This is a genomic window from Serratia sp. H1w, from assembly GCF_000633355.1.
GTDB lineage: Bacteria > Pseudomonadota > Gammaproteobacteria > Enterobacterales > Enterobacteriaceae > Chania.
Window position 1 is genome coordinate 44,712 of sequence record NZ_AYMQ01000005.1, and the last position, 25,865, is coordinate 70,576.

Annotated in this window: 26 protein-coding genes; 17 read left to right on the plus strand and 9 right to left on the minus strand. The window is 55.8% G+C overall.

Annotated features, from left to right (window positions below; translation table 11 throughout):
* Positions 1–159: 159 nt before the first annotated feature.
* A complete protein-coding gene (gene ribA, locus U869_RS0100660; protein ID WP_025119211.1) occupies positions 160–750 on the minus strand; it encodes a GTP cyclohydrolase II in 591 nt (196 codons plus the stop codon).
* 278 nt (positions 751–1,028) lie between these two features.
* Here ribA and pgpB point away from each other — a divergent pair, with 278 nt between their 5' ends.
* Positions 1,029–1,796 (plus strand): phosphatidylglycerophosphatase B, encoded by a 768-nt coding sequence (pgpB, locus tag U869_RS0100665; protein WP_025119210.1) that lies wholly within the window; start codon positions 1,029–1,031, stop codon positions 1,794–1,796.
* A 34-nt stretch (positions 1,797–1,830) separates the two neighbouring features.
* Here the strand turns inward: pgpB and U869_RS0100670 are convergent, their stop codons facing one another.
* Positions 1,831–2,625, minus strand: a complete 795-nt coding sequence (locus U869_RS0100670) for a DeoR/GlpR family DNA-binding transcription regulator (RefSeq protein WP_025119209.1) — start codon at positions 2,623–2,625, stop codon at positions 1,831–1,833.
* A 380-nt stretch (positions 2,626–3,005) separates the two neighbouring features.
* Here U869_RS0100670 and U869_RS0100675 point away from each other — a divergent pair, with 380 nt between their 5' ends.
* From U869_RS0100675 to lapB, 11 genes are all read left to right on the plus strand, one after another.
* The gene (locus tag U869_RS0100675) at positions 3,006–3,809 is read left to right on the plus strand and encodes a transketolase (RefSeq protein WP_025119208.1); all 804 of its coding nucleotides are present in this window, start codon (positions 3,006–3,008) and stop codon (positions 3,807–3,809) included.
* Positions 3,810–3,811: 2 nt separating this feature from the next.
* Complete coding sequence (locus U869_RS0100680; RefSeq protein ID WP_025119207.1) at positions 3,812–4,720, plus strand: transketolase family protein; 909 nt, start codon at positions 3,812–3,814, stop codon at positions 4,718–4,720.
* Positions 4,721–4,730: 10 nt separating this feature from the next.
* A complete protein-coding gene (locus U869_RS0100685) occupies positions 4,731–5,531 on the plus strand; it encodes a GolD/DthD family dehydrogenase (RefSeq protein ID WP_025119206.1) in 801 nt (266 codons plus the stop codon).
* A 71-nt stretch (positions 5,532–5,602) separates the two neighbouring features.
* The gene (locus tag U869_RS0100690; protein ID WP_369795040.1) at positions 5,603–6,526 is read left to right on the plus strand and encodes a D-ribose ABC transporter substrate-binding protein; all 924 of its coding nucleotides are present in this window, start codon (positions 5,603–5,605) and stop codon (positions 6,524–6,526) included.
* Positions 6,527–6,586: 60 nt separating this feature from the next.
* Entirely contained in the window at positions 6,587–7,204 is a 618-nt protein-coding gene (locus U869_RS0100695) for a DUF2291 family protein (RefSeq protein ID WP_025119204.1), read from the plus strand.
* Between the two features lie 9 nt (positions 7,205–7,213).
* On the plus strand, positions 7,214–8,713 hold the full coding sequence (locus U869_RS0100700) for a sugar ABC transporter ATP-binding protein (RefSeq protein ID WP_025119203.1): 1,500 nt from the start codon (positions 7,214–7,216) through the stop codon (positions 8,711–8,713).
* Between the two features lie 10 nt (positions 8,714–8,723).
* Entirely contained in the window at positions 8,724–9,788 is a 1,065-nt protein-coding gene (locus tag U869_RS0100705; protein ID WP_025119202.1) for an ABC transporter permease, read from the plus strand.
* Positions 9,781–11,304 carry an FGGY family carbohydrate kinase gene (locus tag U869_RS0100710; RefSeq protein ID WP_025119201.1) on the plus strand — a complete coding sequence of 508 codons (1,524 nt, stop codon included), beginning with the start codon at positions 9,781–9,783 and terminating at the stop codon, positions 11,302–11,304. The genes U869_RS0100705 and U869_RS0100710 overlap by 8 nt, the downstream gene beginning before the upstream one ends.
* On the plus strand, positions 11,301–12,098 hold the full coding sequence (locus U869_RS0100715) for a glucose 1-dehydrogenase (protein ID WP_025119200.1): 798 nt from the start codon (positions 11,301–11,303) through the stop codon (positions 12,096–12,098). The genes U869_RS0100710 and U869_RS0100715 overlap by 4 nt, the downstream gene beginning before the upstream one ends.
* Before the next feature lie 346 nt (positions 12,099–12,444).
* The gene (locus U869_RS0100720) at positions 12,445–12,747 is read left to right on the plus strand and encodes a LapA family protein (protein WP_025119199.1); all 303 of its coding nucleotides are present in this window, start codon (positions 12,445–12,447) and stop codon (positions 12,745–12,747) included.
* Positions 12,748–12,753: 6 nt separating this feature from the next.
* Complete coding sequence (lapB, locus tag U869_RS0100725; protein ID WP_025119198.1) at positions 12,754–13,926, plus strand: lipopolysaccharide assembly protein LapB; 1,173 nt, start codon at positions 12,754–12,756, stop codon at positions 13,924–13,926.
* A gap of 141 nt (positions 13,927–14,067) precedes the next feature.
* On the opposite strand, the gene U869_RS0100730 is transcribed toward lapB, so the two are convergent.
* Complete coding sequence (locus U869_RS0100730; protein WP_025119197.1) at positions 14,068–14,355, minus strand: Arc family DNA-binding protein; 288 nt, start codon at positions 14,353–14,355, stop codon at positions 14,068–14,070.
* 164 nt (positions 14,356–14,519) lie between these two features.
* Between U869_RS0100730 and U869_RS0100735 the strand changes: the two genes are divergently transcribed.
* A complete protein-coding gene (locus U869_RS0100735; protein WP_025119196.1) occupies positions 14,520–15,470 on the plus strand; it encodes a LysR family transcriptional regulator in 951 nt (316 codons plus the stop codon).
* Between the two features lie 36 nt (positions 15,471–15,506).
* Here the strand turns inward: U869_RS0100735 and U869_RS0100740 are convergent, their stop codons facing one another.
* Entirely contained in the window at positions 15,507–15,767 is a 261-nt protein-coding gene (locus tag U869_RS0100740; RefSeq protein ID WP_025119195.1) for a YdgH/BhsA/McbA-like domain containing protein, read from the minus strand.
* A gap of 328 nt (positions 15,768–16,095) precedes the next feature.
* Here U869_RS0100740 and pyrF point away from each other — a divergent pair, with 328 nt between their 5' ends.
* A complete protein-coding gene (gene pyrF, locus U869_RS0100745) occupies positions 16,096–16,824 on the plus strand; it encodes an orotidine-5'-phosphate decarboxylase (protein ID WP_025119194.1) in 729 nt (242 codons plus the stop codon).
* Positions 16,825–16,834: 10 nt separating this feature from the next.
* Positions 16,835–17,161 (plus strand): stress response translation initiation inhibitor YciH, encoded by a 327-nt coding sequence (gene yciH, locus U869_RS0100750; RefSeq protein ID WP_025119193.1) that lies wholly within the window; start codon positions 16,835–16,837, stop codon positions 17,159–17,161.
* 152 nt (positions 17,162–17,313) lie between these two features.
* Here yciH and osmB read toward each other — a convergent pair whose 3' ends face one another.
* Positions 17,314–17,532, minus strand: coding sequence for an osmotically-inducible lipoprotein OsmB (osmB, locus tag U869_RS0100755; RefSeq protein ID WP_025119192.1), 219 nt, complete (start codon positions 17,530–17,532; stop codon positions 17,314–17,316).
* Positions 17,533–17,908: 376 nt separating this feature from the next.
* Here osmB and araD point away from each other — a divergent pair, with 376 nt between their 5' ends.
* On the plus strand, positions 17,909–18,604 hold the full coding sequence (gene araD / locus U869_RS0100760) for an L-ribulose-5-phosphate 4-epimerase (RefSeq protein WP_025119191.1): 696 nt from the start codon (positions 17,909–17,911) through the stop codon (positions 18,602–18,604).
* Positions 18,605–18,636: 32 nt separating this feature from the next.
* Here araD and U869_RS0100765 read toward each other — a convergent pair whose 3' ends face one another.
* From U869_RS0100765 to U869_RS0100775, 3 genes are read right to left on the minus strand one after another with little or no spacing between them, the layout of a single operon-like run.
* Entirely contained in the window at positions 18,637–19,383 is a 747-nt protein-coding gene (locus U869_RS0100765; protein ID WP_025119190.1) for a DNA-binding transcriptional regulator YciT, read from the minus strand.
* Between the two features lie 48 nt (positions 19,384–19,431).
* Positions 19,432–21,864, minus strand: a complete 2,433-nt coding sequence (locus tag U869_RS0100770; protein ID WP_025119189.1) for a formate C-acetyltransferase/glycerol dehydratase family glycyl radical enzyme — start codon at positions 21,862–21,864, stop codon at positions 19,432–19,434.
* 4 nt (positions 21,865–21,868) lie between these two features.
* Complete coding sequence (locus U869_RS0100775) at positions 21,869–22,771, minus strand: glycyl-radical enzyme activating protein (protein WP_025119188.1); 903 nt, start codon at positions 22,769–22,771, stop codon at positions 21,869–21,871.
* Between the two features lie 147 nt (positions 22,772–22,918).
* Here U869_RS0100775 and fsa point away from each other — a divergent pair, with 147 nt between their 5' ends.
* A complete protein-coding gene (gene fsa / locus U869_RS0100780; RefSeq protein ID WP_025119187.1) occupies positions 22,919–23,584 on the plus strand; it encodes a fructose-6-phosphate aldolase in 666 nt (221 codons plus the stop codon).
* Between the two features lie 121 nt (positions 23,585–23,705).
* Here the strand turns inward: fsa and U869_RS0100785 are convergent, their stop codons facing one another.
* On the minus strand, positions 23,706–25,772 hold the full coding sequence (locus U869_RS0100785; protein ID WP_025119186.1) for a carbon starvation CstA family protein: 2,067 nt from the start codon (positions 25,770–25,772) through the stop codon (positions 23,706–23,708).
* Between the last annotated feature and the right edge of the window lie 93 nt (positions 25,773–25,865).

A 25,865-nucleotide genomic window follows, 5' to 3' on the forward strand; every position in this document is an offset into this window, starting at 1 on the left:
CCCTCACCCCAACCCTCTCCCACAGGGAGAGGGAGCTGGCCGGAGCACGTGATGGGATAGTGCTGCTTCGGGATGCGGGGAAAGGTAAGGGTATTTCGCAGAAAAATCAGCGAACTCGATCGGTTCCCTCTCCCTGTGGAGAGGGTTAGTGTGAGGGGGCTATCTGTCCAGCAGATGGCCCATTTTGGCGGCCTTGGTGGCCAGGTAGCGCTCGTTCTTCGGGTTACGGCCAACGATCAACGGCACGCGCTCGGAGATGTTAATTCCCGCCTCGCTCAGGATCTCGACCTTCTTCGGATTGTTGGTCAGCAGGCGTACCGCATCCACCCCCAGCAGTTTGAACATATCGGCGCACAGGGTGAAGTCACGCTCATCGGCGGCAAAGCCTAGCTGGTGGTTGGCTTCCACCGTGTCCGCGCCTTTATCCTGCAACGCATAGGCACGGATCTTGTTCAACAGACCGATGTTACGGCCTTCCTGGCGGTGATACAGCAGGATGCCACGGCCTTCCTCTGCGATCTGCTCCAACGCGGCTTCCAGTTGAAAACCACAGTCACAGCGCAGGCTAAACAGCGCATCGCCAGTCAGACATTCGGAATGTACCCGTGAAAGCACCGGAGTTTCGCCAGAGATATCACCGAAAACCAGTGCCAGATGATCGTGCCCGGTGGCCAGTTCTTCAAATCCCACCATCAGGAAATCGCCCCATGGCGTTGGCAGTTTGGCTTCCGCCACACGTTTAAGCTGCATGTCACTCTCCAAAAACACTTACCTGTCAAATCGCTACGTGCATCCTACGACTGGAACAGGGGACTGACCAGCATTAAAACAGACGGCGACGATCGCTATTTCATTCGTTACCGGCTATTTTGCCATAACTTCTGGCTGAGCGGTGCTCAGCAAAGCAGCATCTGGTGTTTTAGCGCACCTATTAATGCAATAGGCCGGTTATCTGCCTAATTTCTCTTGTTTTGCTGAGAACACAAGATTGTTACACTGCGAGTTACCCTTAGTTAAAGGATAAATGGATGTTAAAGATAGTAAAACGCACCGCGGGCGGAGCCTTTGTGCTGATGTTGCTGCCGCTGGCGGTCTGGATTTTTGGTTGGCACTGGCAACCCGGCGGCAATGAAAGTCTGTTGAAAGCGCTGTTTTGGGTGACGGAAACCGTTACCGCGCCCTGGGGTATCCTTACCAGCCTGATCCTGTCGGCCTGGTTTTTGTGGTGCTTGCGCTTTCGGCTGAAACCGGCGGTAGGGTTGTTCATCCTGCTGTCTGCGGCGATTGGTCTAGGGCAGGCGGTTAAATCCGCCATCAAAGAGCAGGTACAAGCCCCTCGGCCATTCGTCATATGGCTGGAATCGACCCACCAGATTGATGATAAATACTTCTACTCGTTGGACAGGAAGCAGCGCAGTGCCCTGGTCAAAGAGCAGTTGCGGGATCAGACGCTGGTGCCGGAATGGTTGAGCAAACACTGGCAGTTTGAAACCGGCTTTTCGTTCCCTTCGGGCCACACGATGTTTGCGGCCATGTGGGCACTGCTGGGGGTTGGGTTGCTGTGGCCACGGCGGCATTATAAAACCGTCGCGGTGCTGATGGTGTGGGCGTTTGGCGTGATGGCGAGCCGCCTGATGCTCGGTATGCATTGGCCGCGGGATCTGGCAATGGCGATCGTTATCAGCTGGCTGCTGGTGACCCTGGCCAGTTGGCTGACGCAGCGTTGGTTTGGGCCACTTACCATTCCACCGCAGGAGCAACAAGAAATCAGCGAGCGCGACGGCTCAAGTTCATGACGTTGGGGCACTGCATGTTGCGCCCATCTTCATCTCAGGCGCCAGCAATCAGCACCTTCACACCCAGTTTTTCAAATGCCTGCACCGCCGTAGGGCCGATCCCTGCGTCGGTGATCAGGTAGTTGATATGGCTCCAGTCACAGGGCAGCGCAAACATCGAAACCTTATCGATTTTGCTGGAGTCTGCCACCACATACACCGTATTGGCCGCGTTGATCATGGCCATCTTGACCTTGATGTCGGTTTCGCTCGGAAAGCTCAGCCCCAGGCGCGGAGAAATGCAGGCCGTGGCCAGAAACAGCTTCTGCGCCAGCACGTTTTGGAAAAAGCTGGCGGCTTTGTCGCCGGAGGTCGATAGCGTCGGGAATTTGAACGAACCGCCGGTCAGTAAAATATTGACCCCTGGCTCGCCGCCCAGTTGCAACGCGATATTGACCCCGGTGGTGATCACCGAAAGCTTTTTGATATGGCTCAGGTGGTTGGCAATCGCCGTGGTGGTGGTGCCAGAATCCAGAATGATGGTATCGCCCGGTTCAATAAAGCTGGCTGCCAATTCCCCAATGCGATCCTTTTCCGCCAGATTGACCTGCCGTTCCAACAGGAGCGCATGGGTATTCTGTTTGCCGTCTACCAGCGTCGCTCCGCCATGAAACCGCTGCACATAGCCTTGCTGCTGTAACACGCGCAAATCGGTACGGATAGTGGCCTCGGTCAGATTGAAGGTTTCCGTCAACATTTTTACCGTGGCCGACCCGTCTTCACGGATCATGTCGAGGATCTTCTCCCGCCGTTGTTGCATTTCCGCCAGCTGTTCACTTTTGCTTTTCAATCGAAATACTCCCTCGCGTGCCATGGGCTGCATGGTGCCGTACATCACCGCCAATGCGCAGGATTTTAGCCCGCTTGCAATGATAAAGCCATTGATAACGCAGGATACAATATTGGTTTTCGTTTGAAAATGAATGATTGATAAAAGGCTGCTCAAGATCTCCTTGCCTGCTGTCTATTGCCGATAAAGTCGCTGTTAAAGTGCCATTCTGCTGTTTTCATTCATAAAATGGCAATCATCCATTTTTGTTTGAAATTTGATCTGCGCCACAACAATTATCGAATTAGCACTATATGATTTCGTTCGAAAATCAATGATTCGTTTTTATCGACTGTTCATGGTGTCAGGGCGGTGAAACGAAAAGCCAACATGAGGTGATGATGGACATTCAGACGATTAACCACACGGCGCGACAGGCCCGCCGTTACGTTGTGACCATGAACCATAAAGCGGGCAAGGGCCACACCGGTGCCGATCTGTCAGAAATCGACATCATCTGCACGCTGTATATGGCGGTGATGGATCGCAGCCAGGCTCGTCCCGATCAGGATCGTTTCATTTTGTCAAAAGGCCACGGCGCTGGGGGCTTTTATTGCAGCTGCGCCGCCATGGGTCTGCTGGATCCGGCGGTACTCGATCAGTACATGGGGGATGACACCTTGCTGGCTGGGCATCCAATTCATCAAAAGCTGCCCGAACTGGTAGAGATCAACTCGGGTGGTCTGGGTCATGGGCTGCCGATTGCCGTTGGATTGGCGTTGGGCAACAAGCTGGCGGGGCGCTCTCACCGTCGCGCCTTTGTGTTGCTGGGGGACGGAGAACTGGCAGAAGGCTCCAACTGGGAAGCCGCCATGTCCGCCAGTAAATTCAAGCTGGATAACCTGATTGCCATCGTCGATCGCAATCGGCTGCAACTGGCCGGAAAAACCGAAGACATCATGCCGCTGGAGCCGTTGGCGGATAAATGGCAAGCCTTTGGCTTTGAGGTGATCGAGTGCGACGGCCACGATCCGCAGGCATTGATCGAAGCCATCAATCGCCCTGGGCAAGATAAACCACGGGTGATCCTGGCGAATACCGAGAAAGGGCATGGCGTGTCATTTATGACCAATGTCCCGGCCTGGCACCACGCCGTTCCTGACGATCAACAGCTGGCGCAGGCGCTGGCAGAACTGGAGGATTAATCATGCAGGACTTACGTGATGCAGTGATCAACACGCTGATTGAGCAACAACAGGCTGGCGCGGATCTGAGCGTGATGGTGGCAGACTCTACCTCCACCTCAAAAATCGGCCCGTTCGAGCTGGCTTATCCGGAGCGGGTGATTAACGTCGGTATCGCCGAGCAGAATATGGTCGGCATGGCCGCAGGGATCGCGCTTAGCGGAAGAACCGTTTTCACCGCCAACGCGGCGCCGTTCCTGTTTGCCCGTTCCAACGAACAGATGAAGAACGATGTGTGCTACTCGGCGACCAACGTAAAAATGCTGGGATTGAACGCGGGGTTTGGCTATGGCCCGTTGGGTGCCACTCACCATTGCATGAATGATATCGCCATTGCTCGCACGCTGGGGAATCTGGCGGTGTATGCCCCGGCAGACGGGCGACAGGCTGCAGAGATTGTGCGCCACGTGATCGCCAATCCTGGCCCGGCTTATATCCGCATGGATAGTGACAAATTGCCACTGCTGCATGAGGAAGGCTATCACTTCCGTCCGGGACAACCAGAAGTGCTGCATGAAGGGACCGGCTGTGTGGTGTTCTGCCTGGGCACCATCGCGCATGAAGCGATGAAAGTGCTGGCGATGGGGAACGATCCTACCGTGGTGTCCTTACCTTCGCTGTGGCCATTGGATGAACTGGCGGTGGTGGCGTTGATCCGCGAGCATCAGCAGGTGATCACCATGGAAGAACACGTGCTCAGCGGCGGTCTGGCCACCATCATCAGCGAACTGCTACTCAAACATCAACTGCGCCAGACCTTCGTGCCATTGGGTGTTCCCGCCTATGAGTTTACCCATAGCAGCAGCCGTGCCGCATTGCGTCAGCAATATGCGATAGACGCCGCAGGTTTGCATCAGCAACTGAATAAATAAGGAGAACGGGATGAGCCAAAACGAATACGACGTGAATTTACGTTACGGTGTCGACACGCAAATGTCGTTGGCAGGCAAGGTGGCGGTGGTGACCGGTGGGCTTGGCGGTATTGCCATGGCGGCCAACCAGATGTTGTTAGAGAAAGGGGCCAGGCTGGTACTGATGTATCCCGCCTTCGAGCAGGAAAAAGTCGCGGCGATCAAACAGCAACTCGGCGAGGAGAAGGTCGCGTATCAGGTGTGCGATGTTGCCGATCCTCAGTCCGTGGCCACTGCCTTTAGTGCCGCCCAACAGTGCTGGGGCCGGTTGGACATTCTGGTGAACTGCGCGGGATACGTCAATTTGCAGCCCGCCACCGAAATCTCCTTTGCTGAATGGCAGCAACATCTCGCCGTTAACCTGACCGGACCTTTCCTGTGCGCACAGGCTTTCGCTCAGCGGCTGATGGCGGCCGAGCATGGCGGCAAGGTCATCAATATTGCTTCTCAGGCCGCCTCGATCGCCATTGATAATCACTGTGCCTATACCTCGGCCAAGGCGGGTTTACTGGGCATGACCAAAGTGATGGCCAAAGAGTGGGCCGCGCATGGGATCACGGTCAACACGCTGTCGCCCACCGTGGTGTTGACGCCAATGGGGGAAAAAGCCTGGCGGGGAGCGAAGGGCGAAGAGATGAAGAAACTGATCCCGCTAGGGCGTTTTGCCTACACCGATGAAATTGCAGCGGCGATCCTGTTCTTTGCCAGTAACGGCAGCGACATGATCACCGGTGCGGATCTGATGATCGACGGCGGTTTTACCATTTGGTAAGCGGCACCGCCCCGGCCACCAACACCAGACGATGTTCAACACAACGATAAGAGAACACCATCATGAAAAAGATAGCCACTTACCTGACCCTACTTGCCGGTTGCGCCCTGATGCCCGTTCAGGCCGCAGAAAAAGGCACCATCGCCATCCTGGTGAACTCCCTGGATAACCCTTATTACTCTGCCGAAGCCAAAGGGGCGGAAAGCAAAGCCAAAGCGTTGGGTTACAGCACACTGGTGCTGTCCCACGGTGAGGATGTCAAACGCCAGGGGGAACTGATCAGCCTGGTTATTGGCCGCAAGGTACAAGGGATCGTGCTCGATAATGCCGATTCTCAGGCCAGCGTTGCGGCGGTGCAGCAGGCCAAAAATGCCGGGATCCCGGTGGTGCTGATCAACCGCGAGATCCCGGTTGACGGTGTGGCGTTGGCACAGATCACCCATAACAACTTCCAGGCCGGGTCCGACGTCGCCAACCAGTTTGTCGAGAAAATGGCGGAAACCGGCAAATACGCCGAGCTGACCTGCAACCTGGCCGATAACAACTGTGTGACACGGTCACAATCGTTCCACAACGTCATCGACCAATACCCTGAGATGGTCAGCGTCGCCCGCCAGGATGCCAAGGGTAACCTACTGGAAGGCAAACGCATTATGGATAGCATCTTGCAGGCCCACCCGGATATCAAGGGCGTTATCTGTGGCAACGGTCCTGTCGCGCTTGGTGTTGTCGCCGCGCTGAAGGCGGCTGGGCGTAAGGATGTGACGGTAGTCGGCATCGACGGTAGCAACGATGAACGTGACGCGATCCTCAATGGTGATTTATACGCCAGCGTGATGTTGCAAGCCCAGGCCATCGCTAGCCAGGGCGTGGATATCCTGGATGGTTATTTCAAGTCCGGCAGCTACACCGGCAAGGAGCGCATCATGTTCCGCGGCATTCTGATCGACCAAAAGAATGCCAACAAGGTCAATGAGTTCAACTATCAGCAATAACCCACAGTGGTAATGGCATATTCAACACCCCGTTACGGCGGGGTGTGACTGGAGGTTTTTATGTCCAAGCGTATTGCGTTGGCAATCGCTGCTGTGATGGCGCTGAGCGGTTGTCGCATTGTTTCACAACAGGAGATGGCGGCGCTGCAAAGCCCGGTTAACCCGCACTTGGCCCAGGCCGCAGCGCTTTACCATGAGCAGATGGTGCCACAGGTGATGAACAGCGCCGTGCCGCTGGCTAGCCTGATCGCGCAGATTGAGCAGGCAAAGGATTTTTCTACGGCCTGCCAGCAGTTTGGTTACCGTGCACAGCCGGAATTCCCTTGCCACTTCAGCACTCAGGTCAGTGGGGAGATCACGGCGATCAATACGCAGTCCCGCAGTGGCCGCCTGACGCTCAAACTGACCGCTGGGCCGATCGGCAGTGTCGACGTGCAGATTGGTCCGGTTTATCGCGGCACGGTGCTGCGCGATAACTACCGTGGCCTGGGCTATGGCGATTTTAACGATCAGACCCTGTTTGGCGATTTCGCCAAGGCCATCAATCAGGCTTCGATCGCTGAACTGGCAGGTTTTGTACCGAAGGTGGGCGACAAAATCACCGTGTATGGCGTGTTTACCAGTTGGCAACTGCCTGCGGAGCCCCTGCTGATCACCCCGGTACGCATCCAACCCTGAGGAGAGGTTATGAGCAACCCTGTCATTATCCAGACCCATAACGTCTCACGGCGCTATCCCGGCGTTACGGCACTCGACAGCGTCAACTATCAGGTATTTCGCAATCAGGTCAACGTGCTGATCGGCGAAAATGGCGCAGGCAAATCCACCATGATGAAGCTGCTGGCCGGGGTGGAACGGCCTTCCTCCGGCAGCATTGAACTGGACGGGCAGCAGATTGAGCTGCACTCCACCCATCAGGCGGAGAAGCACGGTATCAGCATCATCTTTCAGGAGCTGAACCTGTTCCCCAACATGTCGGTGATGGACAACATCTTTATGGGGAACGAGTTTTTCCAGCGTGGCCGCATCAACGTGGAATACCAGTACCAACTGGCCAAATCCTTGCTGGAGCGGTTGGAGCTGAATGTCGATCCGCATACCTTGCTGGGCAGTCTGGCGATTGGCCATCAGCAACTGGTCGAAATCGCCCGCGCGCTGGCGAAAGATACGCAGGTGCTGATCATGGACGAGCCGACCTCGGCACTCAGCCAGGTGGAGGTTCGCACGCTGTTCAAGGTGATTGCCGATCTGAAAAAGCGCGGCGTCACGCTGATCTACATCTCCCACCGTCTGGAAGAACTGATGGAGATTGGCGACCAGGTGACGGTGTTTCGCGATGGCCGCTTTGTGGCGGCGGAACAGATCGCCAACGTCAGCATTCCCTGGATCATCGAAAAAATGGTCGGCGAGAAGAAAAAGCACTTCGATTATGTTCCGGCCGAAAAGGGTGGAGAGGTATTGCGGGTGAACGGCCTGACGCTGCCGCATGAAAACGGTGGCTATCGTTTGCATGACGTCAGTTTCTCGGTACGCCGGGGCGAGGTGATCGGCATTTATGGCCTATTAGGGGCCGGACGGACCGAATTGTTCAAGGTGATCAACGGCGTAATGCGCCAAACCGCCGGGCAAATCCTGCTGAACGGTAAAAACGTTGAACGCACCAGCTTTCGTGATCGGATGCGCGGTGGCATGGCGTTGGTGCCGGAAGACCGGCAAGCGGAAGGACTGGTTCAGATGATGTCGATCCAGGCCAACATGACGTTATCCAGTCTCGGACGGAATGCCATCAAGCCGATTGGTGCGCAACGTGAAACCGATATCGTCAACGGCATGATTGAAAAGCTGGCGATCAAGGTTAGCGATGCGGGGCTGCCGGTGACTTCACTGAGCGGCGGCAATCAGCAAAAGGTGGTGCTGGGCAAGGCGCTGTTGACCGGGCCGCAGGTGGTGTTTCTCGACGAACCGACACGCGGCATCGATGTGGGAGCGAAAACCGACGTTTATCACCTGATTGGCGCCATGGCGCGCCAGGGGCTGGCGGTCATGTTTTCGTCTTCTGAACTGGATGAGGTGGTGTCGCTGGCGGACCGAGTGATGGTGATGGCGGATGGCAGGCTCACGGCCGATTTTCCCCGAGAACAAGCCGATCGCGAACTGCTGATCCGTGCCTCTACCCCTCATGCTTAAGGATAACAAGATGCAAACCAAATACCGGTTGTATATGTATTTGCTACAGGCGCGAACTTTCATCGCCTTGCTGCTGGTGGTGCTGTTTTTCAGCAGCATGGTGCCCAATTTCCTGACGGTGTCCAACCTGCTGATCATGACCCAGCACGTGGCCATTACCGGTTTACTGGCGGTGGGGATGACACTGGTGATCCTGACCGGCGGGATCGACCTTTCCGTGGGAGCGGTAGCGGGCGTTTGCGGCATGATCGCTGGTGCACTGCTGACCGTCGGGATCCCGATCTGTGGCGGTAACCTGTTGTTTCTCAACGTGTACGAAGTCTTTATCGTGGTGGCTATTGCCGGTATCGCTATTGGTCTGGTTAACGGCACCCTGATCACCAAGCTGGGCGTGGCACCGTTTATCTGCACCTTGGGGGCGATGTATGTGGCCCGTGGTGCGGCGCTGTTGACCGCCGACGGTAAAACCTACCCCAATCTGGTGGGCATGGAAGCGTTGGGCAATACCGGCTTTGCTACGCTGGGATCCGGCACTTTTCTCGGCATCTACAATCCGATCTGGCTGATGCTGGTAGTGGTGTTGCTGGGCATCTATATCACCAAGAAAACGCCGCTGGGCCGTTATATCTATGCCATTGGCGGTAATGAGTCGGCGGCGCGGCTTTCCGGTGTGCCGATCGTTAAAGTGAAGATGTTTGTCTACGCCTTTTCCGGCATGTGTGCCGCGTTGGTTGGGCTGGTGATCGCCTCGCAGCTGCAAACGGCACATCCAATGACCGGCAACATGTTTGAAATGGACGCCATTGGGGCCACCGTGCTGGGCGGAACCGCACTTAGCGGTGGGCGTGGGCGGGTATTTGGCTCGATCATTGGTGCGTTCGTGATCGTGTTCCTGGCGGACGGCCTGGTGATGCTGGGCGTCAGCGAGTTCTGGCAGATGGTGATCAAAGGGTTGGTGATCGTGACTGCGGTGGTGATCGATCAGTTCCAGCAACGGTTGCAGAGCAAAGTGACCCTGATGCAGCGCCATGAGAAGAAAGCGGCCCAACCGCTGGCCGAGGTGAGCCATGGATAAGCGTGATTGCGTAGTGGCATTGGATGAAGGAACCAGCAATGCCAAAGCGGTAGTGGTGAATGCCATGGGGCAAGTGATTGCCACCAGCAGCCGTCCCCTGACGTTACAGACGCCGCAGGCTGGCTGGGTAGAGCAGCGAGGGGAAGCGTTACTGGAAGCCTCATTGACGGTGTTACGCGAGGCGATTACTCAGGTTGGAGAAGCACGTATCGCCGCCATCGCCATCAGCAACCAACGCGAAACGGCAATGGGCTGGTATCGCCATAACGGTCAACCGATCGGCCCAGCAATTACCTGGCAGTGTTCGCGCAGCGCAGCGTTTTGCGACCAATTACGCCGCGACAGGCAAGATGATTTGATCCGTCAGGTGACAGGGTTACCGATTGCACCGCTGTTTTCCGCCTCCAAAATGCGCTGGCTGCTGGACAATACGCCGCAAGGGCAGCAACTGGCAGAAAAGGGCGAAGTGTGCCTGGGAACGGTGGACGCCTGGTTGCTGTGGCATCTGACTGGCGGCCAGCAATTTTGTTGCGACCGCTCCAATGCGGCTCGGACGCAGTTGCTTAACCTGGCTAGCGGGCATTGGGACCAAGGGATGCTGAAGCTGTTCAGTATTCCCGAAGTGGCGCTGCCACAGGTGTGCCCTTCAAGCCATCATTTTGGTGTGACGCAGGGGGTTGCAGGGATCGCTGACGGTATTACCATCTGCGCCATGATCGGTGATTCCCATGCCGCGTTATATGGGCACGGATTAGGGCTGGCGGGCAGGGTCAAAGCGACTTATGGCACCGGATCTTCGGTGATGGCTCCTGTTGACGATCTGCATTATGGCATCACCCAGTTGGCTACCACCATTGCCTGGCATGACGGCAATCGTCCGCAATATGCCCTCGAAGGCAATATCCCCCACACCGGCGATGCCGTGGCCTGGATGTTGGGGATCACGCACATGGAGATGACCGATCAACGATTACTCAGTGAACTGCCAGCCAGCGTAGCCAGCACCGAAGGAGTCTACTTTGTACCGGCACTCACCGGGACGGGCGCTCCCTGGTGGGATGACCGTGCTCGCGGGGTTATCTGCGGCTTGAGCCGTGGTACACAGCGCGCTCATGTGATCCGAGCCTCGCTGGAGGCGGTGGCCTACCAGATTGCCGATGTGATCGGAGCATTACACCAGCACCCGGGTTTCCAGTTGCATTGCCTGATGGCCGACGGTGGGCCAAGCCGTAATGACTGGCTCATGCAGTTCCAGGCCGATTTGCTGGGTTGCCCGGTAGCGCGCAGCAATACGCCAGAGCTTTCGGCCATTGGTGCAGCACTGCTGGCCATGCGGCAATGCTTTGCTCTGGAGGATCGGCAATTGCTGGCCTTGCTACCTGAGCATGATGAATTCCAACCCGATATGCAGCGGCATCTGGAGCTGCAAGAGAACTATCTAGGCTGGCAGCAGGCGGTACAGCGCACGCTATGGCAGCCACAATCGACAATTTGCCTAACCGAGGGATCAGTATGAAACAGCAATTTAGTGATAAAACGGTGGTAGTGACCGGTGCCTGCCGTGGGATTGGTGCAGGCATAGCGGAGCGGTTTGCGGCGCGGGGAGCCAATCTGGTGATGGCCTCGAACAGCGATCGGATTTTTGCAACCGCAGAACAACTGCGTCAGCGGCATCAAGTGCAGATTGTGGCGGTGAAGCTGGACGTGACCGATGAGGCCCAGGTCAGCGATATGTATCTGCAAGCCTGGGAAACCTTTGGCCGTATCGACGTATCGATTCAAAATGCCGGGGTGATCACCATCGACCGTTTCGATGAAATGCCCAAAAGCGATTTTGACAAGGTGTTGGCGGTCAACACCACCGCCGTTTGGCTATGCTGCCGTGAAGCCGCCAAGTATATGGTGAAGCAGGGCGGTGGCCGCTTGATCAATACCTCCTCCGGCCAGGGGCGCAATGGCTTTATCTACACGCCTCATTATGCCGCCAGCAAAATGGGGGTAATTGGCATCACCCAGAGCCTGGCGTTGGAGCTGGCCTGCCACAATATCACCGTCAATGCGTTCTGCCCGGGGATCATTGAAAGCGAAATGTGGGATTACAACGATCGCGTATGGGGGGAAATTCTCAGTACGCCGGAAAAACGTTATGGCAAAGGGGAATTGATGGCGGAGTGGGTGCAGGGCATCCCCCTCAAACGTGCCGGACAGCCTGAAGATGTCGCTGGGCTGGTGGCATTCCTGGCCTCTGACGATGCTTGCTATATTACCGGCCAGACCATCAACGTCGATGGGGGGTTGATTATGTCATGACGTGACATTGTCACATATTGGCGGCTCCAATTCGGGGCCGCATTAACGCCGAATTTGCCCCCGCATTGCAATCTGCGCTTTTGCCCCCATATCTTATCAAACCTGTGATTTTGAGAAGCTTTCTCATTAATTTGCGCCGGTGCGGCATTTCTTGGTGAATATCCCAGCAGATCTGCGGTTTTATCGTCTGCCAGGGTTTCCCTGCCACGACGGGAAATGCTAACTTAAGTAACAGGGACGCCACTTAATGGCAATTACCCAAGGTGAAGCAAAAGCCGATTTGGGCTGTGATTTGTGACCCCAGGGGTAGAGTTCATCCGATTCACTCGGCATTGCGGGAAAGAATGTGAAATATTTGCTGATTTTTTTATTGGTTCTGGTGATATTCGTGGCTTCAGTCACGCTGGGCGCGCATAACGATCAGGTGGTGACGTTTAACTATTTAGTTGCTCAGGGCGAATATCCGATATCTACCCTGTTGGCCACCCTGTTTGGTGCTGGCTTTGTACTGGGTTGGATCATCTGCGGTTTATTCTATCTGCGCACACGCATCGCTCTCGGGCGTGCAGAGCGGAAAATCAAAAGGCTGGAACTGCAACTCGAAGTACCTGTCGAGCCGGCATCATTGCCCGCAGTCAGCAAGGAATAATCTGTTATGTTAGAGCTGCTGTTTCTGTTGCTGCCTGTAGCTGCCGCGTACGGTTGGTACATGGGCCGCAGAAGTGCTCAGCAGGATAAACAACAGGAAGCCAACCGCCTGTCGCGTGAATACGTGGCGGGGGTTAACTTCCTGCTTTCCAACCAGCAGGATAAAGCGGTCGATCTGTTTCTCGACATGTTGAAAGAGGACAGCAACACCGTTGAAGCTCACCTCACGTTAGGCAATCTGTTCCGCTCGCGTGGTGAGGTCGATCGTGCCATCCGCATTCACCAGGCCCTGATGGAAAGCGCCTCTCTCACCTTCGAACAGCGTCTGCTGGCGATACAGCAACTGGGGCGTGACTACATGGCCGCCGGGTTGTACGACCGCGCCGAAGACATGTTCAGCCAGTTGATCAACGAAGAAGACTTCCGTGTTTCCGCGCTGCAACAGTTACTGGTGATCCACCAGGCAACCAGCGATTGGCAGAAAGCCATCGAGGTGGCAGAAAAGCTGGTCAAGCTGGGCAAGGACAAGCAACGTATCGAGATCGCGCATTTTTATTGTGAACTGGCTCTACAGGCGATGGGCAGCGACGATCTGGACAAGGCGATGAGCCTGCTTAAGCGTGCCGCATCGGCGGATAAACAGTGTGCCCGGGTGTCGATCATGGTTGGGCGCATCTTTATGGCGCAACAGGAATATGCCAAAGCGGTAGAAACCTTGACGCGCGTGCTCGATCAGGACAAAGAACTGGTCAGCGAAGCGCTGCCGATGCTGCAAGAATGCTATCAACAGCTGCCGCAACAGCAGGAAGAGTGGGCTGAGTTCCTCAAACGCTGCGTGGCGGAGAATACCGGCGCTACGGCAGAACTAATGCTGGCAGAAGTTATCGAACAGCGGGAAGGGAGCGATGTGGTGCAGGTGTATATCAATCGCCAGTTGCAACGTCATCCGACCATGCGCGTGTTTTATCGCCTGATGGATTACCATCTGGCAGATGCTGAAGACGGGCGCGCCAAGGAAAGCCTGCTGTTGTTACGGGACATGGTAGGCGAGCAAATCCGCACCAAACCGCGCTACCGCTGCCACAAATGCGGCTTTACCGCTCATTCACTTTATTGGCATTGTCCTTCATGTCGGGCTTGGTCGTCGGTAAAACCGATCCGTGGCTTGGACGGGCAATAACAATTTCCCCCTTCTACAAGGCGAGGGCGTTGGCATAGGTCGCAGGTGCCAATTTGTAGCACATACAATCCCCTCTCCTTGGGGGAGAGGGCTAGGGTGAGGGGAGTTGCACTGAGTTAACGTCTGCTGATTTGCTCGGGGTTATTTCTTCTTGCTGCTTTTCACGCCGCCTTTCAACAATTGACGTAGCTTCTTCAGCTCTTTCTGGCTAAGTGGCTGTTCAATCTCTTCTTCGGTGCCCTGATTATCGATATCGTCATGATGCAGCGGAGCCGCTTTCTTGTTGGCTTTGGCTGGCACCGCGAAGCTGTCTTCCAGCCGTTGGCAAACCTCTGCGCTTAATGAAAGCTGGTTCTCCAAGGCAATCGCCTTGATTTGCTCTTTCAGTGCCACAGGGATTTTGATGGTCAGTGTCGATATCTCGCTCATTTTGCTGCCTTTTACGCTGGAGGTTTACATCAAGCTAGGTCAAGCGTGCGGGTCTGTCTAGGGTGTAATGAAAATTTAATAATTCCGTAACAAAACGAATGGGCAACGAGTCATTCTTTCATCGGCAGCCTTTCCTCATTTTTCTGGCCGAGATACTATGAGCCATGACTGAACCCGATCTCAATTTACTCATCGCCCTTGATGCGCTACTTGCCGAAGCCAGCGTGGCAGGGGCTGCGCGTCGTCTTGGCCTGAGTGCGTCGGCCATGAGCCGTACGCTCACCCGGCTACGTACCGCTACCGAAGATCCCTTGCTGGTGCGAGCCGGACGGCACATGGTGTTGACGCCTTATGCAGAACAGTTGCGGGAACGTACACAGAATGCGGTCTTTGCGGCGCGCGCGGTGCTGCGGCCTTCGGCTACAGAATTGAACCTTGCCACGTTGGAACGCACCTTTATCATTCGTGCCAACGAGGGATTCGTTGAGGCGTTTGGCGCGTCGCTGATAGCGGCGGCGGCGAAGGCTGCGCCGTTGGTGCGCCTGCGTTTTTCACCCAAGCCAGAGAAAACCTCAAGGCACTTACGTGAAGGATTGGTTGATCTGGAGATTGGCGTGTTGGGGACCATGGGGCCGGAAATACGCCTACAGGCGTTGTTCAGGGATCACTTTGTTGGCGTGGTAAGAGCGGGGCATCCGCTGAGGCTGGAGCCAGAGATAACGGCCAGCCACTATGCGGCTCTGGGCAATGTTGTCGCCTCGCGGCGGGAACGTACCAGCGGGCCGGTAGACGACGCACTGGCTGAACTGGGTTTGCAGCGCAACATTGCTGCCGTAGTGCCGAGTTTCCCGGCCGCCTTGGCCGTGGCTCAGGCGTCCGATCTAGTGGCGCTGGTGCCTGCCACATTCCTTATCAACCAACCGGTGACCGATAAAGCAGGGGCTGTGGCTACGCTCTGGGCTTTTGAACTGCCAGTAACCACCAAAGCTATTACGATATCCCAGCTGTGGCACCCACGATCCGAGGCAGATCCAGCACATCGTTGGCTACGGCAATTGGTGCTGAGCGTCTGCCGCCAGAGGGTGCCTGACAACCCCCCCGGCCTCAAAGCGTAGGGGCGCTGCATGCTGCGCCCACTCAGAAATCGATGCTTATTTATAGATAACCGCGTCGCCATGCAGCATGTTGTTGCCACCGGCGGCGACGATGCGGTAGCCGCTAGCGCCTTGGGCTGCGGCCTTGGCCGCCAGTTTGGCTTCCAGGCTGCTCAGCGTGGTGACACCACCGGCAGAAACGACACCCACTTCAGTCAGGCTTTGTGCCTGCTGCTGGCTGACCGGCTCAGCGGCCAGGCTGGCAAATGAGGTCAGGGTCAGAACGGTAGCTGCTGCAAAATATTTGATGCCTTTCATAATTTTCTCCAATTTAGTTTTAAACATGAAAGTGTTTCCGCTTTCTATGGGTTGAATAATAAAGCATTTTTAATCAGATGAAATTAGATAGGCTTGAGCATGTTAATCAAATTATTTGATTAACAATTTACGCTTCTTTACCGCGCTTTACTTACCCTTGGTTAAGGGCGCGGGGCGTTATTGACAGTCAATGACGAACACTGCATTAACATTACGTAACGCTAACGGATTGCGTGACTGGGATTTCCGCTGCTCGGCATGTAGAATGCGGCGGTCAGTTTTGCTGGCGGCTCACAAATGTCTGTCCATTTCACACAAGGTAGAAGCAATGACGTCTGAAAATAATTCAAATAACAATGACTTGAAATCATCGCCCATCATCGTGGCATTGGATTACGCCGACCGTTCTGCCGCATTGGCTTTTGCCGATCGTATCGATCCACAAGATTGCCGGCTCAAAGTGGGCAAAGAGATGTTTACCCTGTTCGGGCCTGAGATAGTACGCGACCTGCATCAGCGCGGATTTGACGTTTTCCTCGATTTGAAATTCCATGATATCCCGAACACCACGGCACACGCCGTCGCCGCTGCGGCGGATTTGGGAGTATGGATGGTCAACGTTCATGCCAGCGGTGGTGCTCGTATGATGACCGCTGCCAAAGAGGCGTTACTGCCCTATGGTGCGGATGCGCCGTTATTGATTGCGGTAACCGTGCTTACCAGCATGGAAGCGGAAGACCTGCACGCTATCGGTATCGATCTCAGCCCGGCGGAGCAGGCGGAAAGATTGGCTCGCCTGACGCGCGACTGTGGCCTGGATGGTGTGGTCTGTTCTGCGCAGGAAGCTTCGCGCCTGAAAGCCGCCTGTGGTAGCCAGTTCCAGTTGGTTACTCCGGGTATTCGCCCGGAAGGCAGCGCCGCAGGCGATCAGCGCCGTGTGATGACGCCAGTGCAGGCTCTGGCCGCTGGTGTGGATTATATGGTGATTGGCCGCCCGATCACCCAATCTGCCGATCCCGCGGCAGCGCTCAGCGCTATCCGAGCCTCACTGGTTTAAGGAGTCCAGTATGAATGACGATAATAGCCGCCTGGTGTATTCCACCGACAGTGGGCGTATCAAGCAGGAAGAAGCCAAGCCAGAACGTGCCAAAGGCGATGGCATCGTGCGTATTCAACGCCAGACCAGCGGGAGAAAAGGCAAGGGCGTTTGTCTGATCACCGGCGTCGATCTGGATGATGTGGCATTGGACAAGCTGGCTGCTGAACTGAAAAAGAAGTGTGGCTGTGGCGGCTCGGTAAAGGACGGTGTGATCGAAATTCAGGGCGATAAACGTGACCTGCTAAAGCAACTGTTGGAAGCCAAGGGCATGAAGGTCAAGCTGGCAGGCGGTTGAGCCGCTGAATGAAATATGCCGCAGTGTGTCACTGCGGCTGCATTCATCAAAATGATAAACGGTTAAATAGACCTGAAAGATTTTTTTCAATTAGACGTCAAAGCGCGAGCGCTTTTGTCAGCCTATCGGCAGAGGTATCCGCAAGCCGTGGCTTATTTGCCCACCTGGTGGCCAATGATGCCCCCAACAGCGGCCCCACCCAAGGTTCCCAGTGCACTACCGTCGGTCAGCACTGCACCGCCTACCGCACCTGCACCCGCGCCAATCGCCGTGTTACGATCGCGTTTAGACATATTCGAGCAGGCACTCAGCGACAGAGCCAGAGTGATCACCACTGCGGCGGTGGCAAAACGTTTGTTAATGATCATAATCAATTCTCCTCAGCATCGGCTGTATGGAACTACTTTGCTGGCATGGCACAGCGTAAGTATAGGCAGTAATCGCCAATCCGGCTTATGACTACCCACCCAACGGCCTTGAAATAAAAAATGGCATTTATTGCACCAAACGGGGCAATCAAAAAAGATAGGGCGGTTTTAGCGCCTTAATTCAGTATAAATCTCTGGTGGTGAATAAATAGGGAAATAGTCTTAATTACTGGCGGGCAGGCAGGCGATTATTCCGAATCTGCCGCCGCACATCTTTTGGCATCCAGCAGAAATCTACGTGGTCTTTAGCGATCTATCCCATACCGGCATGTTGCCCCACTGCTGACAATAGTCACAGGATCAGCCAAAGGACAAGACCATGCTAAACGAACTCAAACAACAGGTGCTGGAAGCCAACCTGGCGCTTCCGCGCCATCATCTGGTCACTTTTACCTGGGGCAACGTCAGTGCCGTAGATCGCCAACAAGGGCTGATGGTAATCAAACCCTCCGGCGTTGAGTACGACGGTATGACCCGTGACGACATGGTGGTGGTCGAACTGGAAAGTGGCAAAGTGGTTGAGGGGAATAAAAAACCTTCTTCCGATACGGATACCCACCGGGTGCTGTACCTGAACTTTGCTGCCGCGGGCGGGATTGTTCACACCCACTCGCGCCACGCTACCATTTGGGCCCAGGCCGGATTGGCTATTCCAGCGTGGGGAACGACACATGCCGACTATTTCTATGGCGATATTCCCTGCACGCGGCTAATGCGTGACGAAGAGATCAACGGGCGTTATGAGTGGGAAACCGGGCAGGTGATCGTTGAAACCTTCAAACAGCTTGGCTTGGATGCCGCTCAGATACCGGCGGTGTTGGTAAACTCTCACGGCCCGTTTGCCTGGGGCAAAGACGCTGATAGCGCAGTGCATAACGCCGTGGTGTTGGAAGAGTTGGCCTATATGGGGATTTTCTCGCGGCAGTTGGCGCCAGGGCTGGCCAATATGCAGCAGACCTTGCTGGACAAGCACTATCTGCGCAAGCATGGCGCACACGCTTATTACGGGCAGTAATCTCACCACGGGACCGCATGGCCCCGTAGTCATTATTCGTTAACCAAATCCAATTTGATGCCTTGGCGTTTGATCAACTGCTGGTAGTCGTTGGCGATGCGTGAATCGGTGATCACGCGCCCGATCTGATTCATTGGCTCCAGCGGGTTAGGTTGGATTTGGCCGAATTTTGACGAATCGGTCAGCACAATGTTCTCCACGCCCTTGGCTAAAACCGCATTGACCACGTCGGCACGCATCATGTCACGGCCGGTGAAGCCGGTTTCCGCGTGATAACCATCCACGCCGATAAAGGCCTTGCTGAAGTGCACCTGCTGGATACACAAGCGGGTTAACGGGCCGACCACGGTTTCACTTTTTTTCTGGTACATGCCACCGAGCACGATCACATCGCACGGGGTTTCTTTCAGCAGGTGAGCGATGTAATGGCTGACGGTGATGATGGTGATCTGCTTGCGCTCGGCCAGATAGCGGGCCAGCAGGGCGTTGGCACTGCCGCTTTCGATAAAGATGGTTTCGCCATCGTTGACCAGTGACGCAGCATATTGTGCCAGCTTCTGCTTGAGCGTGAAGTTGGACATCATGCGGGCATCGACGTCGTCACTTTCCAGCGCCACGGCCGAGCCGTGTACGCGCTTGAGATAGCTGCGTTTTTCTAACAGATTGAGATCCTGGCGGATCGTCACCTCGGAAACGCCAGAGGCGCGCGCCAGCTCGCCGACGCTGATGCGCCGACGGTCATTCACCAACTGCAAAATGGTTTGTTGTCTTGAATTCATAGCGGCCTGATAGGCGGCCACCAGAGGGTGACCGCAACTATTCACTGTTTAAAGAGTATGTTCGGTTCGCGCGATAATATCGTCCTGCGCATCTGGGGATAATGCGGTAAAGAAGGCAGAATATCCAGCTACGCGTACCACTAAATCGCGATATTGGTCAGGATGTTGCTTGGCAGCCAACAGCGTTTCCCGCGACACGATATTATATTGCACGTGCCAACCGTGATAGGTTTCGAAGAACGTACGCAGCATCAGCATCAGTTTTTCGCGGTCACGTGGGTTCTCCAACGTGGCGGGATTCAGCTTCTGGTTCAGCAACACGCCACCCAGAATCGACCCGGTGGGCAGTTTGCTCAGCGAGTTGAAGACCGCCGTTGGGCCAAGGTGATCGGTGCCTGAAGCCGGGCTGGCGCCTTCAGCCAAAGGCGTATGCGCTTTACGGCCGTCTGGCGTGGCCATAGTGGCGGCCCCAAACGGCACGTTGGCCGAAATGGAGGAGGTCCCCGCATAGTAGGTGCCGCCGATCGGGCCACGGCCAAAGCGGGTGTTGTGATACTGTTTCAGCTCGTCAATATAGGTCTGGTAGGCGCGTACCAGCAGTTGATCGACATCATCCACATCGTTGCCGTATTTTGGCGCGGCGTTAATCAGGCGCTGGCGCAGCTGTTCGCCGTCCAGGCCAGCAAAGTCGTTGGCCAGGGCTTGTGCCAACTGTTGCTGACCAATGATCCCCTGATCGAACACCAGTTTGCGCACCGCTTCCAGGCTGTTACCCAGGTTGGCGATCCCGACCTGGAGGCCAGATACCCAGTCATACTTCGCGCCGCCTTGCTTGACACTCTTACCGCGCTCAATGCAGTCATCCACCAGGGCAGAGCAGACAATATCGTGGGCATTCTCTTCCAGCACGGTATCGACTACGCACTCAATCTCAATCGATTTACGGGTGTAGTAGCGGATTTGCGTATCCCAGGCATCCAGCACCTGATCGAACTGGCTAAAGTTGCCTTGAGACAGCGCCAGTTCCTGCGGCAGGAAGACCTTGCCGGAGGTGGCATCGCGCCCTTGCTCCAGTGCGGCCAACATCACGCGGGCGAAGTTGATAAAGCTCATGCCGGTACAGCGGTAGCCCCATTTGCCACCAACGGCGGTTTCGATACAACCGATCGCGGCGTAATCATAGGCGTCCTGCGGTTCAACACCCAGTTTGATAAATTCGGGAATAACGATTTCATCGTTGTTAAACGCCGGCATACCGAAGCCGCAGCGGATCACCTGTACGCAGGCGTCGAGGAAATCATTACTGATCCCGGCGTGATAGCGCACGCTGAGGTTGGGCTGCGTTGAACGCAAACGGCCACAGGATTCCAGAATGGTGTAAGAGAGCGGGTTGACCGCATCACAAGGCTTGCCATTGACCAGCTTCTGGCCGCCGATGGTCACGTTCTGATACAGCGGGCTACCGGCCGAGGCTTTGGAGTGCGAGCCGGAGCGGATCTTGTTCACTTCCAGCAGTTTCAGCCAGCAGCTGTGCAGCATTTCGATGGCTTTTTCACGCGACAGACTCTGTTCCAGCTCGACGTCACGGCGATACCACGGATACAAATATTGGTCGAGGCGGCCAAAGGAGACCGAGTGACCGTTGGATTCGATCTGCAGGAACAATTGGATGAAGTAACACAGTTGCAGTGCCTGCCAGAAGGTCTGTGGGGGTTGATGCGCGATCAGTTCGCAGTTGGCCGCCATCGTCAACAGCTCTTCACGCCGCCAGATGCGTTGTTCGTTCTGAGCCATTTCACGGGCCAACTGGGCGAAGCGCAGGATATGCAGGCTCAGGGCGTCCAGCGAGATGTCGACCGCCTTCAGGAACTGTTCCTTATGCAGGTCGTCCCAGTCGGTCAAGTGCAGGCGCTCACGGCGTTCGGACACTTTCTCGCGCAGGCCATCCAGACCTTTTTCCAGCAACAGCGGGAAGTTGACCGCCAGGTGCGCATCACCAGAGGTCATATTGCCTTCGGCTTTGATGATACCGGTAGCCAGCAGGGCTTTCTGCTCATCGGTGAACATGCCGTAGCAGCGATCCTGCACGGTTTGGCCACGCCACCATGGGCACAGGGTGTGCAACACCGCTTTATCCTGCTCGCTGACAGAGAAACCGGCACCGGGGCGATCGGCCAACTCGTCAATTTCACTTTCGATCCAGCTGACGGTGTATTCCGGGAAGATCGGTGCGGCGCGCAACTGACTGGCCTGGTTACCGATAATCAACTCATCATTGTTGATCCAGATGGTCCGTTTGGCCAGATGATTGGCCAACGCCATGGCACGCCTTACCGGCAGCGGTTTATCCTGATGCTGCTGATAAGTTTCGGTATAGTGCTGTGCGCGTTCGGTACAAACCGGTGGCTTGACGATATGGATCAGCGCGTTCTTGTGTGCCAGCGTACGTTCGGTCAGGGTTGTCAGATCCAGCGTTGTCATGGTGTTATCCTCGCAAAATGGCGGTCAGACCTTTGGCGCTGGCGTAATCTTCGGCATAGGCCAGCAGTTCGGGGTCATCCAGGGGAGTACGGGAAGCGTAATAAGGCGCGCCGAGCAGATGGTATTTATTCATCCCCAGCGTGTGATACGGCAAAAAATGGATCTCTTTGACGCCGATCTCATCGGCAGCAAAGTCGGTAATGGCGCGGATCGACTCGCGATCGGCGTTGAATTCGGGGATCAGCGGCACTCGCACGGTGATCTGGGTACCCGCAGCAGCCAAACGCCGGAAGTTATCCATCACCCGTTTGGCGGAGCCTTCGGTCCATTGCTTGAAGCGGACTTCGTCGACGTGTTTCAGATCGGCCAGCATCAGGTCGAGCCAGGGCAGAGAAGGCTCAATATAGGACCAGGGCGTGTGCAGGCAAGACTCCACTGCGGTATGGATACCGGCTTCGCGCCCGCGTTTGAGCAACTCTGTGGCGGCCTCCGGCTGCATAAATGGCTCACCGCCGGACAGTGTCAGGCCACCGCCGGTACGCAGGTAGAAAGGCTTGTCGCGCATCACCTCGGCCATCACTGCATCAATGTCGAGTGCTTTGCCACAGACGCTCAGTGCGCCAGTTGGGCAGCAGCCGTTTAATGCGTCATAATCGGCGGCAGTCAGTAACGCGCGTTGCAGGCTCAGGGTGTTATCATCGATGCGGGTAATGGCGTGCGGGCAACTCTCGCTGCACAGGGTGCAGGCCGCCAGACACAGACGCTCATCAAACAGCAACTCCTGCTGGCGCGAACGGCTTTCCGGGTTCTGGCACCAGCGGCAGCCAAGTGAGCAGCCCTTAAGGAACACCACGCTGCGGATGCCCGGGCCGTCATGCGTTGAGTAGCGCTGTAGATTGAAAAGCATTCGTCACCTGTGAAGTCTGAAATCTTCTTACGTAAATTAAATAGGTTTCGAATGAAAGTTGATTTGATTTTAGTCAAATGATGAGGGCTTTATTCGCTTATTATGTGCAGAGTTTGAATCTGCCCACAAAAGAATCAGGAGAAGGTTATGGAACTGTATCTCGATACTGCCGACGTCAGCGCAGTGAAACGTCTGGCGCGCGTCTTGCCGCTGCACGGTGTGACCACCAACCCAAGCATTGTCGCCAAGGAAGGCAAACCGATCTGGGAAGTGCTGCCGGCCTTGCGTGATGCACTGGGCGGAACCGGCAAGCTATTCGCTCAGGTGATGGCTAACGACGCAGAACGTATGGTTGCCGAAGCCGTCCTGCTGAGCCAACGCGTGCCTGGCCTGGTGGTGAAAATCCCTACGACTGCGGAAGGGCTGGCGGCGATCAAGAAACTGAAATCCATGTCGATCCCGACCTTGGGTACCGCCGTTTATGGCGCAGGTCAGGGGCTGTTGGCGGCGTTGGCCGGGGCAGAGTATGTGGCACCTTATGTGAATCGTCTGGACGCGCAGGGTGGCGACGGGGTTGAAATGGTGCACGAGTTGCAACAGTTGTTGTCGCTGCATGCTCCTAACGCCAAGGTGCTGGCGGCCAGCTTCAAAACGCCACGTCAGGCGCTGGAGTGTCTGTTGGCAGGCTGTCAGTCGATCACTTTACCGGTCGATGTGGCGGAGCAGTTCATTACCACCCCGGCGGTACAGGCAGCGGTAGAGAAATTTGAACAGGATTGGCAAGGGGCCTTCGGCACCACGCTGATGAGCTGAATGGTATTGAAAAGGGCGGCTCCAGGCCGCCCTTGTAGGCTTTCACATATTGCGCCATTATCTGCCAACGACGCTGAACTAGCTCCCTCTCCCTGTGGGAGAGGGTTGGGGTGAGGGAGTATCAGGCGCGCCCGGTTTCTTCACGTAGCACGATCGTGCTTTCACGTACCGTTGGCGTTTTGGAGCTTAACGCACGGCGTATCACCAGGAAGGCTGAAACCAGCATCGTCACCGCCACCAGCATAAAGAAGGCACACAACGCGGCGTTAATCTGATTGGCGAACACGATGGTTTGCATATCCGCAATGGATTTAGCCGGGGCGATAACCGTGCCTGACTCAATCCCGGCAGAGAATTTCTTCGCCTGCGCCAGGAAGCCGATGCTCGGTTTCTCATGGAAAATCTTCTGCCAGCCCGCTGTCATCGAGGTGATAAACAGCCAGATGGTCGGCAGAATGGTCACCCAGGCGTAACGCTGTTTCTTCATCTTGAACAGCACCACGGTGCCCAGGATCAGCGCCATTGAGGCCAGCATCTGGTTACCGATACCGAACAGCGGCCACAGCGTATTAATCCCGCCTAACGGATCCACGACGCCCTGATAGACGAAGAAACCCCAACCGGCCACGGCCACGGTGGTGCCTGCCAGGTTGCCGAACCAGGAACGGTTGTTCGCCAGCCGTGGAATGGCTACGCCAACCAGATCCTGCACCATAAAACGACAGGCGCGGGTACCCGCATCTACTGCGGTGAGGATGAACAGGGCCTCAAACAGGATGGCAAAGTGATACCAGAAAGCCATCATCGCCCGGCTGTTAAACACCTCGCTGATAATATGGGCCATGCCAACGGCAAAGGTCGGCGCACCACCGGCTCTGGACAGCACCGACTTTTCACCCACATCATGGGCAATCTGCGTCAGCATTTCTGGGGTGACCATAAAGCCCCAGCTGTTGATCGCCTGTGAAGCACTCTCCACCGTGGTGCCGATCAGCGCCGCCGGTGAGTTCATGGCAAAGTAGACGCCTGGATCGATCACCGAAGCGCAAATCAGCGCCATGATGGCCACGAAGGACTCCATCAACATGCCGCCGTAGCCAATAAAGCGAATATGACTCTCACGCTCAACCAGCTTCGGCGTAGTGCCGCTGGAAACCAGGGCGTGGAAACCGGAGATCGCGCCGCAGGCGATGGTGATAAACAGGAACGGGAACAGTGAGCCGGCAAACACCGGGCCGCTGCCATCGATAAAGCGAGAGACCGCCGGCATTTTCATTTCCGGCATGGCGAACACAATGCCCACCGCCAGCCCAACGATCACGCCGATTTTCAAGAAAGTGGAGAGATAGTCACGTGGGGCCAGTAACAGCCACACTGGCAGCACCGAGGCGACAAAACCATAAATCACCAGCACCCAGGTCAGCGTGGTGCCGTGCAGGGTAAAGAACGGCCCCCAGTAAGGATGCAGAGCGATATTCCCACCATAGATAATCGCCATCATCATCAGCACAAAGCCGATCAGCGAAACCTCGGCAATCTTGCCTGGGCGGATAAAGCGCATGTAAACGCCCATAAACAGCGCAATCGGAATGGTGGCGGCGATGGTGAACAGACCCCAAGGGCTGTCGGCCAGGGCTTTAACGACGACCAGGGCCAGCGCAGAAAGGATAATGATCATTACCCCTAGCGCACCCAGCATGGTCACGACGCCAGCAAAGGCACCAAGCTCCTGTTTGGCCATTTCCCCTAAAGAGCGTCCGTCGCGACGGGTGGAGATAAACAGGATCAGGAAATCCTGCACCGCACCGGCCAACATGACCCCGACCAGGATCCAGATAGTGCCAGGCAGGAAGCCCATCTGTGCCGCCAGGATAGGCCCCACTAGCGGGCCAGCGCCGGCAATCGCGGCGAAGTGGTGGCCAAACAGCACCCATTTATTGGTTGGCACATAGTCCAGACCGTCGTTATGACGCTCCGCAGGCGTTAACCGGCGGTCATCGAGTTCAAACACGTTCTTGGCTATAAACCGGCTATAGAAGCGGTAGGCAATGCTATAGCAGGCGACGGAGGCCACCACCAGCCAGACAGCGTTGACGTGCTCCCCGCGGCTCAAAGCCAACATGCCGAAAGCGAAGGCACCAACCAGCGCCACCGCGAGCCAGATTATGGCGGACTTGACGTTTTTCATGTTCCGCAACTCCTTGTTGTGCAGAGGTAGAAAGGTGATTTTTTTAGTTTGTGAGTACGTCAAAAAGTTAACGACCCATTAAACGTAGGAGGT